The 14,632-nt window shown below is 58.1% G+C and carries 14 protein-coding genes; 7 read left to right on the top strand and 7 right to left on the bottom strand.

Translation table 11 applies throughout. From position 1 onward, the window contains the following. Position 1 precedes the first annotated feature (1 nt). Positions 2–418, bottom strand: coding sequence for an MAPEG family protein (locus AAFX04_03260; GenBank protein MEO1044441.1), 417 nt, complete (start codon positions 416–418; stop codon positions 2–4). 124 nt (positions 419–542) lie between these two features. On the opposite strand from AAFX04_03260, the gene AAFX04_03255 reads away from it, so the two are divergent. The 3 genes from AAFX04_03255 to AAFX04_03245 all read left to right on the top strand — a co-directional run bounded on the left by AAFX04_03255 (position 543) and on the right by AAFX04_03245 (position 3,187). Further along, positions 543–1,436: a LysR family transcriptional regulator gene (locus AAFX04_03255; protein MEO1044440.1), complete on the top strand. Its 894-nt coding sequence runs from the start codon at positions 543–545 to the stop codon at positions 1,434–1,436. Positions 1,437–1,583: 147 nt separating this feature from the next. Beyond that, positions 1,584–2,144 carry a hypothetical protein gene (locus tag AAFX04_03250; protein MEO1044439.1) on the top strand — a complete coding sequence of 187 codons (561 nt, stop codon included), beginning with the start codon at positions 1,584–1,586 and terminating at the stop codon, positions 2,142–2,144. Between the two features lie 173 nt (positions 2,145–2,317). Continuing rightward, complete coding sequence (locus AAFX04_03245; protein MEO1044438.1) at positions 2,318–3,187, top strand: GGDEF domain-containing protein; 870 nt, start codon at positions 2,318–2,320, stop codon at positions 3,185–3,187. Between the two features lie 41 nt (positions 3,188–3,228). Here the strand turns inward: AAFX04_03245 and AAFX04_03240 are convergent, their stop codons facing one another. Next, positions 3,229–5,007, bottom strand: coding sequence for a diguanylate cyclase (locus AAFX04_03240; protein MEO1044437.1), 1,779 nt, complete (start codon positions 5,005–5,007; stop codon positions 3,229–3,231). A 259-nt stretch (positions 5,008–5,266) separates the two neighbouring features. Between AAFX04_03240 and polA the strand changes: the two genes are divergently transcribed. Then, positions 5,267–8,074, top strand: a complete 2,808-nt coding sequence (polA, locus tag AAFX04_03235) for a DNA polymerase I (GenBank protein MEO1044436.1) — start codon at positions 5,267–5,269, stop codon at positions 8,072–8,074. Between the two features lie 3 nt (positions 8,075–8,077). Here polA and AAFX04_03230 read toward each other — a convergent pair whose 3' ends face one another. Further along, the gene (locus tag AAFX04_03230; GenBank protein ID MEO1044435.1) at positions 8,078–8,857 is read right to left on the bottom strand and encodes an autoinducer binding domain-containing protein; all 780 of its coding nucleotides are present in this window, start codon (positions 8,855–8,857) and stop codon (positions 8,078–8,080) included. A 367-nt stretch (positions 8,858–9,224) separates the two neighbouring features. On the opposite strand from AAFX04_03230, the gene AAFX04_03225 reads away from it, so the two are divergent. After that, on the top strand, positions 9,225–9,410 hold the full coding sequence (locus AAFX04_03225) for a hypothetical protein (protein MEO1044434.1): 186 nt from the start codon (positions 9,225–9,227) through the stop codon (positions 9,408–9,410). Positions 9,411–9,426: 16 nt separating this feature from the next. Here the strand turns inward: AAFX04_03225 and AAFX04_03220 are convergent, their stop codons facing one another. Further along, positions 9,427–10,317 carry a prephenate dehydratase gene (locus AAFX04_03220; protein MEO1044433.1) on the bottom strand — a complete coding sequence of 297 codons (891 nt, stop codon included), beginning with the start codon at positions 10,315–10,317 and terminating at the stop codon, positions 9,427–9,429. 169 nt (positions 10,318–10,486) lie between these two features. Between AAFX04_03220 and AAFX04_03215 the strand changes: the two genes are divergently transcribed. Together AAFX04_03215 and AAFX04_03210 are read left to right on the top strand one after the other, a co-directional pair. Beyond that, the gene (locus AAFX04_03215) at positions 10,487–11,125 is read left to right on the top strand and encodes a cytochrome c family protein (GenBank protein MEO1044432.1); all 639 of its coding nucleotides are present in this window, start codon (positions 10,487–10,489) and stop codon (positions 11,123–11,125) included. 196 nt (positions 11,126–11,321) lie between these two features. Next, the gene (locus AAFX04_03210; GenBank protein ID MEO1044431.1) at positions 11,322–12,182 is read left to right on the top strand and encodes a hypothetical protein; all 861 of its coding nucleotides are present in this window, start codon (positions 11,322–11,324) and stop codon (positions 12,180–12,182) included. Between the two features lie 16 nt (positions 12,183–12,198). Here the strand turns inward: AAFX04_03210 and AAFX04_03205 are convergent, their stop codons facing one another. The 3 genes from AAFX04_03205 to AAFX04_03195 are packed head-to-tail and all read right to left on the bottom strand — an operon-like array spanning position 12,199 to position 14,628. Further along, the gene (locus AAFX04_03205; protein ID MEO1044430.1) at positions 12,199–12,657 is read right to left on the bottom strand and encodes a DUF2721 domain-containing protein; all 459 of its coding nucleotides are present in this window, start codon (positions 12,655–12,657) and stop codon (positions 12,199–12,201) included. A 37-nt stretch (positions 12,658–12,694) separates the two neighbouring features. Continuing rightward, entirely contained in the window at positions 12,695–13,651 is a 957-nt protein-coding gene (locus AAFX04_03200) for a transposase (GenBank protein MEO1044429.1), read from the bottom strand. Next, on the bottom strand, positions 13,651–14,628 hold the full coding sequence (locus AAFX04_03195) for a hypothetical protein (GenBank protein ID MEO1044428.1): 978 nt from the start codon (positions 14,626–14,628) through the stop codon (positions 13,651–13,653). The genes AAFX04_03200 and AAFX04_03195 overlap by 1 nt, the downstream gene beginning before the upstream one ends. Positions 14,629–14,632: the final 4 nt, after the last annotated feature.

The following is a 14,632-nucleotide window of genomic DNA, read 5'->3' as shown; positions in this document are numbered from 1 at the left end:
CTTACAGCACCAGATAGAGCAGCATTGCGCCCAGTGCGAGACCGCCGAAAAAAGTACTGAACGCACCGATGGCGCGCGCCGCGACAAAAAACCTGTTGCCAGCATCGCCATGCGAACCGGTAAGCGAGCTGAAACCGATGGCGTGGAGCGCGCGGCCAATGACAAAGACCAGTGCAATCGTCATGACGAAGCCACTCGGGGCGCCGATAATCTCGGCAAGCGCGAGCGCAACGATGAATATCCCGGCATTTTCGGCGAGATTGCCGTGCCGACGCGCCTTGCGTTCGAGATCACGATCGCCCTCAAGGCCGACAAAAACCCCGCTTTTGGTCCGATGCAGGCCGACAGCAACCATCAGCATGAGTTGCAGAATCAATATGGCTCCTGCGGCAGCAGCGGAAATAAGCGGTAATGTCATGGTGCAGGCTCCTTCATCGCGCACACATGATAAAATGCAGAAACGCACCTGAAACCCAGTTATTTTGCACATTATAGTTGCATATACGCACCACATATCTGTGCAAATCCTGCTAACAGGTAGCATGGACTGGGAAGATATTCATGTGTTCGAGGCGGTGATAAAGGAAGGCACCGTGCGCCGTGCCGCAGCTGCACTGGGTGTTCACCACAGCACCGTCAGCAGGCGTATCGAGAGCCTGGAACAAACCATGGGCACGCGTCTGTTCGACCGCAGGCCGGAAGGGTATAGAGTGACCCGCTCGGGTGAGGAGCTGGCGGCAGCGGCGACCCGCTTCTCCGACGACCTCAACGATGTCGCCCGTCATATCGCCGGTCGCGACACCATGTTGACCGGCAAAGTCACGCTAACCATGGGAGAGCCTCTGGCATCGCAGATTATCGCACCGCGCCTGGGCGAATTCTGCGCCGAATATCCCGGCCTCGAAATCACGATCAAAGAAACCTATGACCTGCTCGACGTCGCTCGCCGTGAGGCCGATGTCGCGATCCGCGTTGACAACAACCCGCATGAGACACTGGTCGGCAAACGGCTTTTCCCTTATTTTCTGTCGGTCTATGCGACACCCGATTATGTCGAGAAGCATGACCTGCATAATCATCCGGAAAATGGCCGCTGGATCGGATGGGGCGAGCAGGAAACGCCCTTCCCGCCATGGACTGCAGACACCGATTTCCCGAGAGTTCCGGTCTGGGGTGGATTTCCCAATCTTTCGACGCAGCTTGCATTGACAAAGGCAGGCGTCGGCATCGCAATGCTGCCCTGCTTTATCGGCGATGGTGAAAATAGTCTGGTGCGGATCACCGACCGACCGCCCCAGCCTTCGCGCGATATCTGGATATTGACCCATAACGACCTGCGCCGCACCGCGCGCATCCGGGCGGTGATGGACTTCGCGGAAGCCGTGTTGCGCGAGAACAACGCTGCGTTTCTTGGCAAGAATGTCGCAGAACTGTAATAACAGCAGGATAGATTGTCATAATTGCGTGCTATTACTGTTCTGCAATTTTAATGGTTGTGAATTTTGATTTGTCTTCAGTTTTCAATAAATATCTATAATAACTTTACATGATTCGGTCATGTAAATCATTTGTGGAGATTGAAATTGAGCCATTTTATTCGTATGATCGCCATAATTATCTCTATATCACTAGCTGGGACACAGTCATATGCCCAGACTACCGAAGATTACCAGCTGCGTAATTTCATGGAACTGGAACTGCGGGAATTAAGCAAGAAATGGGTAAAGAACTACAGATATGACAGTGCCGGATTCCCTGTAGTGACCGAATTATCGGATGATGGATTCTCGGCGGTAATCAAGACAGATTATCTTTACACCGATGGTAAAACAGATACCATCTGGATGACTTACAGAAATGGCAAAAGAACATGCCTTGCGTATAAATATTGGGGCGAATATTGTACGCTGCAAGGCAAGAAGGGTGGTAATGGTGCTAAAGAAATAGCAATTGCCGGTGGCATATTAGCCCTTCTGGCAATTGGTAGCAGTATGAGCAACAGTAACAACAGCAATGGCAGTAAATCAAAATCCGGCCAAAACTACAATGATGAACCTACTAACCGGGAAAAACTTCGTCAGTGCACTCTTAATGCCTCAAATGATCGCGAATATACTAACTGCCACAACAAATATGGTTATTAGAGAATATCGCGCCAGCAAATTCTACATATGATTTTAGTGATAAAGTGCAGTAAAATTAGCCAGTTTGCATAGTGTGAGCCAGCCCTGATCGCAGATCGTTCCTGCTGTATCGTAACCCCGGATTAACCGTGCTGTGCGATGAAGGTGAAACTTCCGTACAGCATGGATGCAGTATGACCGAGAAGCTGGCCATTACCAATATGTCGCCCATCCGCCAGATATGGGTGATCTCGGCCGTGGCGGTGCTGTCATCCTTCACCCTTACAGGGGCATTTTATTACAGCTATTATGGGGTGGACGACCGCTTCTGGGAGGCCATGGCCATGGCGCTGATCGTGCCCTGGGGCATCGCCATACCGATCAGCTGGTATATGATCCGCCAGCGCCAGAAGCTGGTGGATCTGACCGGTCAGCTGCGTCAGACCGAAGAGGAGCTGCTTCGGGTCAACAGCGCGCTTGCACACAAGGCGAGCTATGACGCGATGACCAACATGCTCAATCGCGATGCCTTTTTTGAGCGGCTGGCGGAAATACGCAGCCCCGACAAGCCGCACATATTGATGATTGTCGATGTCGACCATTTCAAGAAAATCAACGACAGCTTCGGTCATCTGACCGGCGACCAGGCGTTGATCCTGCTCGCCGATGCATTCCGCCGCATCCTGCGCAAGAATGACATGATCGGGCGTATCGGCGGCGAGGAGTTCGGCATCTTCCTGCCCGATACCAGCGCCATCGAGGGCCAGGTGATCGCCGAGATCATCCGTCACGAGATCGAGAGTACGGTGTTCGAACCGCATCCCGGCTTTCGTCATGTCATCACCGTCAGCATTGGCATTGCCGATGCCAGCGCCGAACATGACCAGTCGAACGTCATGCGCAATGCCGACAATGCTCTGTTCGCCGCGAAAAATAGCGGTCGCAATCAGGTGGTGCAGTTCGAGCCTGGAATGCGCGGCAAGCCCCGGCCTGTCTTCTCCGCCGCCCAGTCGGCAAGAGCCGATGGCCAGATCGACAACCAAAAGACCGCTACCAGCCTGTAAACAATACCAATAGACCGGCAGCACGTCTGTTGCGCCGTCACTCAGGCTGCTGCGGTGATACGCAATGCGGAATTGCCCATTTCGGCACGGTTGCGCCCCAGTTCCTTGGCACGGTACAGAGCATCATCGGCAGCGTTGAACGCGCTGGCGGGGTTGGTGCCATCGATCATCGCTACGCCGAAGCTGGCCGTTGCAGGCCGGTTCAACCCGGTAACATCCTGCCACAGAAAGGTCTCGAAATTGAGCCGCACCATATCGGCGAGGATCATCGCCTGGGCCGGCTCGCCTGTATTGATGATGAGGGCAAATTCCTCGCCGCCAAGCCGGTAGACGCTGTTACACCATTCCTCCGCCGACAGCGCCGCCAGCCGATGACCAATGGCCCTGAGCAATTCGTCGCCCTTGTGATGGCCGTGATGATCATTGACCTGCTTGAAATGGTCGAGATCGGCAATGATAAGCGCGCCGCCGGTACATTTGGGCAGCATCGCATCAAAGACGCGTCGGTTGGCGATCCCGGTCAGGCCATCGGTATCGGCCAGGCGTACCAGCTCCTGCTCGCGCAGCCGCGCAATGTCGCGCTCGCGCCGGATCGCCATCACCCGATAGGCCACACCACAGGCAGTGACAATGACCTCGATCGCAAGACACAGATAGAGCGAAAAGTCAAACTCTGCCGGCAGCAAATAGACATCCAGCCCGCGCAGGATGCGGTCGATCGCCGCAACCCCGGATAATATCCATCCGCCGGCAAAGAACCAGATCACCCGGCTGCCATTCTTCATGCCATATATCCCTGCCAGCAGGAATGCCGCGATAGCGGGCAGATAGGCCGCATGATAGATATTGCGTGCAAGGAACGGCAGATAGGGGCCGATGAATACGATAAATACCGCATTGGCCAGCAGCAGGTTACTCGCACCAAGCACCGCATAGCAGACCCATTTCGGCAGAATATCGCGTTCGACAAAACTGAGCAGGAAATAGCCTGCCAATCCGACAGCCACGCTGAGCGAAGAATAGGACGCCAGCATGCGATGCCAAAGGGTCAGGTCAGGTACGAAATGGAACAGCAGGCTGGACGAGCACAATGTGTAGAGCAGGAAGCCCGAGGCCATAGCAGCATGCCACATCATGAACGGGTATCGCAGCGCCACGAAGAAGGCGAGGCTATAGATGATCGGGACCACACCGAGACCGAGATAGATGGCGAACAACAGGCTGCGGTTGAACCGCTCGGTCTGCGCCCGCTGCTGTGACATGATTTCCACACCGTTGACCGCCAGCCGTGACCATGGCCGGTCGATACCCAGCCAGAGGGTTTCGCTGCGGCCTTCTGCTGTAGTCAGCGGAATGGAAAACCGCGTACCGGCTGTCCATGCCCGCATCACGTCATCAGGCAGTATCAAGCGCGACTGCAAAGTCGCCGCGGCGTCGCGATGCACGATCCTGAGCAGGGTAAAGGGCGCGCTATCGCCTTCCAGGTTGAGCAGACCGGAGGGAAGATGCGCTTTCTCCATCGGAATCCTCAGCCACAGCTGACGGGTATCCGAAGCAATGGAATAGCCATTGCACTGAAAGCGGCGCTCGCTATCGGCCAGTTCCGTTGCGTCCATGATGGTCGGACTGGCGAGTACGCAGCCTTCGGTTCCGACGTGCAGCACCGGGCTGTCATGCCGCTGGCCGAGCGACAATCCGGCGATGATCAGCATCGCCATCAGGATCGCGGCAGCAACAGCAATGGCAACCCATCCCGATAACCAGGATGTGGTATCATCCGGCTGCTGCCGGTCCGCCGCCATCTGACCGCTTGTCTGCACCCGTCAAAGCCTCGTTCAATGTCCGCAAGGGACGCTCCCGACAACAGCGGTATCAGTTTGGATTTTACAGTCGGTTAACATCGTTTGCATGGCTGGCATTCTGCAATGCAAACTGTCGTGTTTCGCCTGTCGTTCGCAATGCTCACCACATATGGAGTCATCGGTCGCCAGACGCTTTTCCGAAAGCGCTCTCCACAGCCTGAAACATGGCAGGCATCAGCCGGTGACGCCCTCACCCAACATTGCTATCCCTGTCATCATGTCTGAACAGAATCATCTCTATCTGGTCGATGGATCGGCCTATATCTTCCGCGCCTATCACCGTCTGCCGCCGCTCACCAATCCCGAAGGCACTCCGGTCGGTGCGGTTTATGGTTATACCACCATGTTGTGGAAGCTAGCCGATGAGCTGAACAAGGCTGATGGCCCAACGCATCTTGCCGTGGTGCTCGACAAGTCTTCCAAGAGCTTCCGCAACGAGATTTACGATCAGTATAAGGCCAACCGCCCGCCGCCACCCGAAGATTTGCGGCCGCAATTTCCGCTGATCCGCGATGCCACCCGCGCTTTCTCGCTGCCGCTGATCGAGGAGGAGAATGTCGAGGCCGATGACATGATCGCCAGCTACACCAAAGCAGCACAGCGCGCCGGGTGGAAGGTGACGATTGTCTCTTCGGACAAAGACCTGATGCAGTTGATCGAACCCAAGGACGACAGCGCTGTCGATATGCTCGACACGATGAAAAATGTCCGCACCGCGCGTGACGGCGTGGTCGAGAAATTCGGCGTCGGACCGGAGCTTGTGGGCGATATGCTCTCGCTAATGGGCGACAGCGTCGACAATATCCCCGGCGTCAAGGGCATCGGTCCCAAGACCGCGAGCAAATTGCTGCTGGAATATGGCGATCTGGAGAGCGTTCTCGCCGCTGCGCCGGAGATGAAAAAATCCAAGATGCGCGAGAACCTTATCGAATATGCCGAGGATGCAAGACTGTCGCGGGTGCTGGTAACGCTCAAGGAAGACTGCCCGCTGCCGATGGAATTGGACACGTTCAAGCTCGGTGATATTCCCCCCGACCCACTGGCGGAATTTCTCAATGCGCATGGCTTTTCCAGTCTGCTGCGCAAGCTGGGCGCAGAACCGGCAAAACCCAAGGCTGGTGACAGCTACGGCAAGGCGGAGGCCGGACAAGGCACCACTGCTCCGCTGCCGCCGAAAATGCCCGAGATTGACCGCAGCGGTTATGCCTGTGTCACCGATGCCGAGACGCTCGATCACTGGATCGCCCGGGCGCATGAAACCGGGCATGTTGCCTTTGATACCGAAACCACGTCGCTCAACCCGATGCAGGCCGATCTGGTCGGGTTCAGCATGGCGGTTGCGCCGAATGAGGCATGCTACGTCCCGCTGGCGCATGGCGGCACGGATTTGCTGGCGGAGAAGCCCGAACAAGTGCCGCTAGATGTGGCACTGACGAAACTCAAGCCGCTGCTCGAGGACGGCAGCGTCCTCAAAATCGGGCAGAATATCAAATATGATATCAACGTTTTGGCGCGGCACGATATCGCCATCGCCCCGGTCGATGATACCATGGTCATCAGCTTTGCGCTTGATGCCGGGCGGACGCAAATTTCCGGCGGTCATGGCATGGACGAACTGGCGCGCCAGCATCTGGGGCATGAGTGCCTCAGCTATAAATCGCTCACCGGCACCGGCAAATCGCAAATCGGCTTTGGCGAGGTGCCGCTCGACAAGGCCACCGAATATGCCGCCGAGGACGCCGATGTGACACTGCGGCTGTGGAAGCTGCTCACACCGCGGCTCAGCGCCGAGGGCGGCACGCGGATTTATGAAACGGTCGACCGCCCTACCATCGCTGTGCTCGGCCAGATGGAACGGCACGGCGTGCATGTCGACCGCGAGGTGCTGGCGCGGCTATCGGGCGAGTTTGCCAGTGAGATGCAGCGGCTCGAGGGCGAAGTGCATGACATTGCGGGTGAAGAATTCGCGCTGGGCAGCCCGAAACAGCTGGGCGAAATCCTGTTCGGCAAAATGGGCCTGAAGGGCGGCAAAAAGGGCAAGTCCGGGCAATATTCTACCGATGTCACGGTGCTGGAGAAACTCGCGCGCCAAGGCCAGTCCATTGCCACCAAGGTGCTCGACTGGCGGCAGATGGCAAAGCTAAAATCAACCTATACCGATGCGCTGCAGGCGGATATCAACCCGCGCACCGGGCGGGTGCACACCAGCTACAGCCTGACCGGGGCTCAGACAGGACGGCTGTCCTCGACCGACCCGAATTTGCAGAATATCCCGATCCGCACCGAAATGGGTCGCCAGATCCGCTTCGCCTTTACCGCCGAGCCGGGCAATGTGCTGCTCGCTGCCGATTATAGCCAGATCGAGCTGCGTCTGGCGGCGCATATGGCCGATGTCGATACGCTGAAAACCGCCTTTGCCGATGGCGAGGATATTCACAACCGCACCGCGCAGGAGCTGTTCGGCGCAATCAACCGCGAAACCCGCGGCCGCGCCAAGACGATCAACTTCGCCATTCTCTACGGCATCTCACGCTGGGGGCTGGCCGGGCGGCTGGAGGTTGACCCCGATGAGGCACAGGCGATGATCGATACCTATTTCGAGCGCTTCCCTGGCATCAACCGCTATATCTCCGACACGCTGATGCAGGCCAAGGAAAAGGGCTATACCGAGACGCTGTTCGGCCGCAAAACCCATTTCCCGCGGATCAACGCCAAGAACCAGACCGAACGCCAGGGCGCCGAACGCGCCGCGATCAATGCCCCGATCCAGGGCACCAGCGCCGATATTGTCAAGCGCGCCATGACCCGCATGACCCCGGCGCTGCGCAACGCCGGGCTCGACAAGGTGCGCATGCTGCTACAGGTGCATGACGAGCTGGTGTTCGAACTGCCCGAAGGCGATGTCGAAGCGGCATCGGCCATCATCCGCGAGGTGATGGCCAAGGCGGCGGAGCCAGCGGTCAAACTCTCGGTCCCGCTCGGCGTCGATATCGGCACCGGCCCAAGCTGGGGCGAGGCGCATTAACTCCTAATCCAGCAAGATCAGTCCGCGTGACAGCGCTCTCAGGCTGGCCTTGATACGGTCATTGACCTCCAGCTTTTCGAATATCCGCCGCAAATAGGTGTCGACCGAGGCGTTGGAGATGGCGAGGATGGTGGCGATGTCGTTGCGCGACTTGCCGGCGATGACCCAGCTCAGCACCTCAGTCTCGCGCATCGACAGCTGGGTACCGTGGTTGATCTCCTCAAGCACCAGATGCGCGGTGCGCAGATGCGTGGTCTGGGCGACTTCGCGGATGCGCCGGATCAGCGGACGGTCTTTCTGGGTAAATGGCCGTCCGATGGCAAAGGCGCTATAGGCATCGCGTCCGCCCGGTCCATAGACCGGAATGCCGATGCCATCGAGCAGATCAAACTCCGCCAGTTCGGCGCGCCAACGCTCGGCCCGTGTCCTGTTGGGACACAGCGCCAATGCCCGCTCCCAACTCATATAATCATGCTGGGCCATGATGATGTCGGGGATCGGATCGCGCTTGCGAAATTCCGGATCATTATATTTGCGCAGCCACGCTTCGGGAAAACCCAGAGAATAGATGATGGTGCGCTCGGAGGTCTGCGAATGGAAAGGCGGGGTGAAATGGTAGCTCATGCGGATGACGCCGAGATCGAGAAGGATTTGGCGCGCCATGGCATGCACAACATGGACGTCATCTTCCTGCGCCATGATGTCGACACAGTCGGGATCGGTCTCCCGCATCAGCATAAATCTGGCATCCGCCATAGCGTGCCCTGCCTTTTCTGTCGGCATTTCACCGACACACTGATGATACAGCATGGCAATAGCATATGACAATGGCCGCGCCGGATACTGCTTGCTGCAGGTGTAAATGCGAGTTGGTTCTTGTCACGCACTAACGGGACTACCGCTTTCAATAGAGCATACCTATTTCGCCTGCGTATCGAATAATCGGTCCGACATGACGGGGCGGTTTCGACGGTGGGAGTCCATGATGCTGAAGAGAATTGGGCGTATATTCAGCCCTTTACTCCGCTACCGCGTCGCACATGCGGGCGCGGCACAGCACTTTGACGGCTCCACCGTCTGACCCCAAATCGATGTAACTGAGCGCAGCATCCTGCTGGACCTGTGGATTGCTGCGGATACGGGACAAGCCATGAGTAAGGACAGATTGAAACAGAGCATCAAACTGGATGGCAACGAACATGATGTTGCCATCGACACGCTTGTCCGACTCGAGCTGGTCACCGAATGCGAACGCTCGGAGAACCATGTCACCTATTGCCTGACTGATAAGGGCAAGGCGCTGATGCAGAAAGTGTTGCGCTACCAGCGGGACTAGCGCCCGGGGCAAGGGTCTAGCCCCGCTCTCTTGCGCGCGGATAGCTGCCGAGCAGCCGGACCCATTTGCTGTGAAATGCCAGTTCCTCAAGCGCCCGGTCGACAGCCGGATTGCCCGGCATGCCCTCAATATCGGCGTAGAATTCCGCTGCGGAGAATTTCCCGTCGCGCTGATAGCTTTCCAGCTTGGTCATGTTGACATTGTTGGTCGCAAAGCCGCCCAGTGCCTTGTACAGCGCGGCCGGTATGCTCTTCACCTCGAAGGTCAGCGTCGTCATCACCGGGCCGCTATCCTCATCGGGCATGGTGCCCGTGCGTGACAGCACAACGAACCGCGTCATGTTATGATCGGCATCCTCGATATTCCTGGCGATAATCTTCAGGTCATAAAGCTCTGCCGCCATTTCCGGCGCGATCGCGGCCAGGCCAGCCTCTTGCGATTCCGCAACCCGCGCCGCTGCCCCGGCGGTGTCGGCATAGGCGATAGGCGTCATGCCGTGCTGTTTGAGATAATGTCGGCACTGGCCCAGCGCCTGGGGATGGCTCAGCACCTCATGATGCGGCCCGGCACTGCGCGCCATCAGGCAATGATGAATAGGCAGGAAGCTCTCGGCGATGATCGACAATCCGGATTCGGGCAACAGGAAGTGAATATCCGCGACCCGGCCATGCTGCGAATTCTCAATCGGGATGATGGCGCGGTCGGCGTCGCCATGCTTTACCGCATCTATGGCATCGGCAAAGGAGAAACACGGCATCGGCAGCGCAGCACTGTCATAGCGGCTGCAGGCGATATGCGAATTGGCCCCGGGCGCACCCTGAAATGCGACAGCGCGCGCCGGTTCTGCTGCGGCCATCGCCGCCATTTCACGCACTTTTTCAAGCGCAATTCCCGGATAACTTTGCATATTCTTTCCTGTCATCACGGCGATAGGCGAGCCGCCCCCCGGATGCCAAGCCAAAATGCTTGCACCCGTGTCTCTGGCGCATTAAGTGGCTCCCGTGATGGTGGCCCATTGCGACCACCATAGCAAAATTTCAATGGCATAGTTCGTCACGACAAAGGTTTACAAGCGCATGTCCGATAGCAGAAACACGATTTACGGCTGGGTTCTGGCTGGTGCCGCAACCGCACTGGGTCTCAGCATCGTGAGCGGCAAATATTTCCATGCCGGCAGTCCGGAAGCGCCTGAAAAACCCGGTTTCTTCGTTGCCAGTGCTGGCGGTGGTGCAGGCGGCGGCGAGGAAGAAGCGGTCTCGATCGGCGACATGATGGCGCTGTCGAGTGCAGATGCCGGTGCCAAGGTGTTCAGCAAGTGCAGCAGCTGCCACAGCATCGAAAAGGGCGGCGCTACCGGCATCGGCCCGAATCTCTATGGCATAATGGGCAAGCCGCATGGCGCTGCTGCCGGTTTTGCCTATTCGGATGCCATCAAGAGCATTTCCGAACCCTGGGGCTTTGAGAATATGGACGCCTGGCTGACCTCGCCCCGGCGCTATGCCGATGGCACCAAGATGAGCTTTGCCGGACTCAGCAAGGCCGAAGACCGGGCCAATATCATCGCCTATCTCAACCAGAATTCAGACAACCCGTTGCCGCTGCCCGAGCCGACGCCTGCGGAAGCCGAAGCCGAAGTGGAAGCGGCTGACGCCGCCGATGAGGCCGATCTCGAAGCAGGTGAAGATACAGCAGCGGAAGCCGCGACCGAGAGCTGAGTCCGGTTTCGCCATTTCATGTCAGTCTGGATGATAGTGCCCCACTGAATTGTGTCGCATCGGGTTGGCGCCTGATCGGTATCAACGCTTGAACAAGCTGCGCCTGTTGATAGACTTCGCGCATCTTGCAGAAAGGATATCGACTATGCGCGCCGCTTTGTTTCTGGCTCCCTTGCTACTTCTCGCCTCACCCGTCATGGCCCAGGAGTCCTGGCCGGAACTGTCAGGCCCCTATCTCGGGCAACAGACGCCGGGCATGGAGCCGGAAGTCTTTGCGCCGGGCCTGATTTCGCTCGAAAACGAACGCGAACTGAATTCCGTCTTTTCGCCTGATGGCAAGATTTTCATGTTTTCGCGCATCGTGAATGGCGTTTTCAAAATGTTTTACAGTCGGCTGCGCGATGATGGCAGCTGGCAAGAACCGGGCCTCGCCGCTCCGTCGAAAACCTATCCCGGCCATGCCGATGTCGACATGATGTTCTCACCCGATGGCGACTGGCTCTATTTCATATCCGATCGGCCGCTGGCGGGATATTCGCTCGAACAATTCAATATATGGCGCAGCCGGATCAGCCGTCATGGCCTGTCTACTCCCGAACCGCTAGGCCCGGAGATCAATACCCCCGGCCATGACCTCTATCCGATGCTGGTGGCCGATGGCAGCCTCTATTTCTCCGCCAATCGCGACGACAGCATCGGCGCGCGCGACAGCTATCGCGCGCAATATACCGATGGTCGCTTCGAAACGCCGGTCAATCTGGGGCCGGGAATCAACAGCAAGATCGACGAAGGCGATATCTATGTCAGCCCGGATGAGAGCTATATCATTCATGTCTCCGCCGCGCGACCGGACAGTCTGGGCGGTGCCGATCTCTATATCAGCTTCAAACAGGCAGACGGGTCATGGGGCCAAGGTGTCAATATGGGGCCACTGATCAACACGCCGGAGACCGACTATTGCCCGATGGTCACGCCGGACGGCAAATATTTCTTCTTCACCCGCGGCAATGACATCATGTGGGTGGATGCGGCGATTATCGAGACCTATCGGCAATAGGGATTGGCCTCATGGCCTATTCGTCGAGGACAAGGAAATCGCGGTCGATATGGATGTTCTTCTCGGCCAACCGGACCTCGAACAGAAACAGAGACAGGCCGATAATCACAAAGGCCATGGCCAGGATGAAACAGACCGAGATGGCGATCGTCAGGTCGATCTGCGCCAAACCGGTGACGAACAGCATGGCGATGACGATGCCCACCGTGATTGCACCGCACACGCCCATAAGAATTGCACCATTGACCACCGTCATCCGCCGGTCGAGGCCGCGCAATTCACAGACAATGCGTCGCCGACCGTCATCACAGCTATCGGCATGAGTGCGTGTCAGTTCGCGTGAGCGGTCAACTACCCGCCCCAGCCGTGCCGAAAACAGCTGCAGCATCGCGCCAATAGCCACCAGCAGAAAAGCCGGGGCCATGGCGAGCTGGATCAGGCTGGCAATTCCTGAAATATCGGCATTATCCATCATGGAACGGGCGCTCCGGTTGCTCGGTAACTGCCCGCGGCTATAGATCATCCCGGCTGTGCGTCAAAGCCAGTTGCCGGACCTGCCCCGCCACCAGGGCGCTGTCGGATTGCATGGCGCGTTCCAGCAATCGCGCTTGCGCCTGCGGCTCATCACTTAGATGCCGGTGCAACGCGTCGAGCGCGACACCGCGCAACCGACCGCTCGGGTGCAGGTGCAGCACCGTCTCCGCCAGTTCCAGTCCTTCATCCAGTTCTGCTTCCACTGCCAGCCGCAGCAACACATCGCTTGCGCCATGGCTCACTATGCCGTCGATCCGGTCGCTATCGAGATCATGGCGATATTGATCATACCAGTGCTGCTCGGGTGCGGTGAACATCAGGTTCAGCGATATCGACAATTGCTCGGGCGGATATTGGCAATGGACATCGCGATGTTTGCGATAATACAATATCCGACCCTTGTGCAGCGCCGAGCGCTCGATAAAGCGCAACCGCGCCGGCTCACCACGATAACCCGCCAGCGCGTCATAATCTTGCTCATAATAATCGCTGACATAGCCGGGGCCGTGATAGCCGATGGTGAGAAAGTCGAAATTATGGTCATGCGCCAGACCATAGGAAAAGGCGGTATCACCGCTGGCGCGAAGGGCATAGTCCGACTGTGCCGGCCAGATATTGGCGCGCAGAAACCACCCCGGTCGTGGTTCACCCAGCATCAGCACCTGTGGACCATAGCGCCGGTCAGCGAGGGTGCCGCTTTTGGCATTATCGCTAGCGCCATCATCGATCATCCGGTCATCAGTAAAGCCCTGTTCGATTTCTGCCAGCGCCGCATTGGCGACACATTCGCGATCGAGCGCCAGCCGCGCCATTATGCCCGCCGCGCGATTGCGCGTTTCCTCGCTTCTCACCGATGGCGGATCGGCATCAAACGCTGCCAGCACGTCGTCGAGGCGCATCATGCTGTCGGCGGCGCGGCTGATATCCAGCGCCATCAGGCGGCATCCGCTGCGGCGTTATCCGCAGACGACGTGCACTCCGCCATCTGCTGCACCAGTGCTCCTGCCATGGCGCGAATTCGGGTATCGGGATCATGATGCGCCATCTGCTTCGCCCGGGGCAATACCGCCATCACATCGGTAGCGGCACATTCGCGCAGCGCCTGCCAGCGCAGCGGTGCCAGCGGCTGGCCAGTCATGGCCAGCATGGCAGGCATAGCGTACTTTGCCTGCAGCGCGCGCAAGGCCGAGAGTGCCAGCATCTGCCGGGTGGTCTGCGAGTCCGCAGAAGTGGTACCCAGCGGACGTCCATCGCTCGCGGCATAATGGCGCTGGCGCAGCCCGTTACTACCCTGCGGCACCCATGTCAGCCGCAAAAGCAGCTGCGTCTTGTCTGTGGGATGGAGCTGGACCGAGCAGCGGTCAGTATCGATCACCCTGGCCCTATCACCCAACGCAATCGGTTCGCCCTCAGGCACGGCGCATAAACCCTCCGAAGCGCTGGTCTCGCGCCAGCTCTGGATCATGGTGGCAGCATCGTTGACCGGGGCAAAGGCCGACGCGCCGGGTGCGAAGCTTATCGGGGCCGTAGCATCGCCATGCTTCTGGCCCGGAAGGCTAAGCAGCGAGAGCGTCAGCGACCCCTTGCGATACAGCATCGCCGAAGTGCCCTGCGCCCCCATATGCACCGATAATGCAGGAACCATAAGCGGATCATCGCGGATCGCCGCCGTCCAATGTATCAGAAATGCCCTTGCAAGCGCCCTGTCCTCAACAATCGGTGCCGCCCTGCACAGCGCGGAATATCCATTGTCCGTCCTGGCCGCAGCGCCGGTTTCGTCCAACAGCTCCAGCCATGGCGTCAGCGCCGGATGCGTTCGCCATGCCTGCATATGTTGCCGGGCCTTGTCTCCCAGAGCACGTCGCCATGCCGCATCCGAGGCATAGTGCACCAGTTCTTCTTGGCGCTGCATCGCG

Source organism: Pseudomonadota bacterium, from assembly GCA_039818985.1.
Lineage (GTDB): Bacteria > Pseudomonadota > Alphaproteobacteria > Sphingomonadales > Sphingomonadaceae > Alterisphingorhabdus.
Note: the sequence above shows the minus strand (reverse complement) of the source record. Positions and strands in the feature narration are given on the sequence as shown.

Excerpts from the sequence above, each read along its gene's own strand:
- AAFX04_03260 (MEO1044441.1), bottom strand. The coding sequence starts at position 418 with ATGACATTACCGCTTATTTCCGCTGCTGCCGCAGGAGCCATATTGATT.
- AAFX04_03255 (MEO1044440.1), top strand. The coding sequence starts at position 543 with ATGGACTGGGAAGATATTCATGTGTTCGAGGCGGTGATAAAGGAAGGC.
- AAFX04_03245 (MEO1044438.1), top strand. The coding sequence starts at position 2,318 with ATGACCGAGAAGCTGGCCATTACCAATATGTCGCCCATCCGCCAGATA.
- polA (MEO1044436.1), top strand. The coding sequence starts at position 5,267 with ATGTCTGAACAGAATCATCTCTATCTGGTCGATGGATCGGCCTATATC.
- AAFX04_03230 (MEO1044435.1), bottom strand. The coding sequence starts at position 8,857 with ATGCCGACAGAAAAGGCAGGGCACGCTATGGCGGATGCCAGATTTATG.
- AAFX04_03225 (MEO1044434.1), top strand. The coding sequence starts at position 9,225 with ATGAGTAAGGACAGATTGAAACAGAGCATCAAACTGGATGGCAACGAA.
- AAFX04_03220 (MEO1044433.1), bottom strand. The coding sequence starts at position 10,317 with ATGCAAAGTTATCCGGGAATTGCGCTTGAAAAAGTGCGTGAAATGGCG.
- AAFX04_03215 (MEO1044432.1), top strand. The coding sequence starts at position 10,487 with ATGTCCGATAGCAGAAACACGATTTACGGCTGGGTTCTGGCTGGTGCC.
- AAFX04_03210 (MEO1044431.1), top strand. The coding sequence starts at position 11,322 with ATGGCCCAGGAGTCCTGGCCGGAACTGTCAGGCCCCTATCTCGGGCAA.
- AAFX04_03205 (MEO1044430.1), bottom strand. The coding sequence starts at position 12,657 with ATGATGGATAATGCCGATATTTCAGGAATTGCCAGCCTGATCCAGCTC.
- AAFX04_03200 (MEO1044429.1), bottom strand. The coding sequence starts at position 13,651 with ATGGCGCTGGATATCAGCCGCGCCGCCGACAGCATGATGCGCCTCGAC.
- AAFX04_03195 (MEO1044428.1), bottom strand. The coding sequence starts at position 14,628 with ATGCAGCGCCAAGAAGAACTGGTGCACTATGCCTCGGATGCGGCATGG.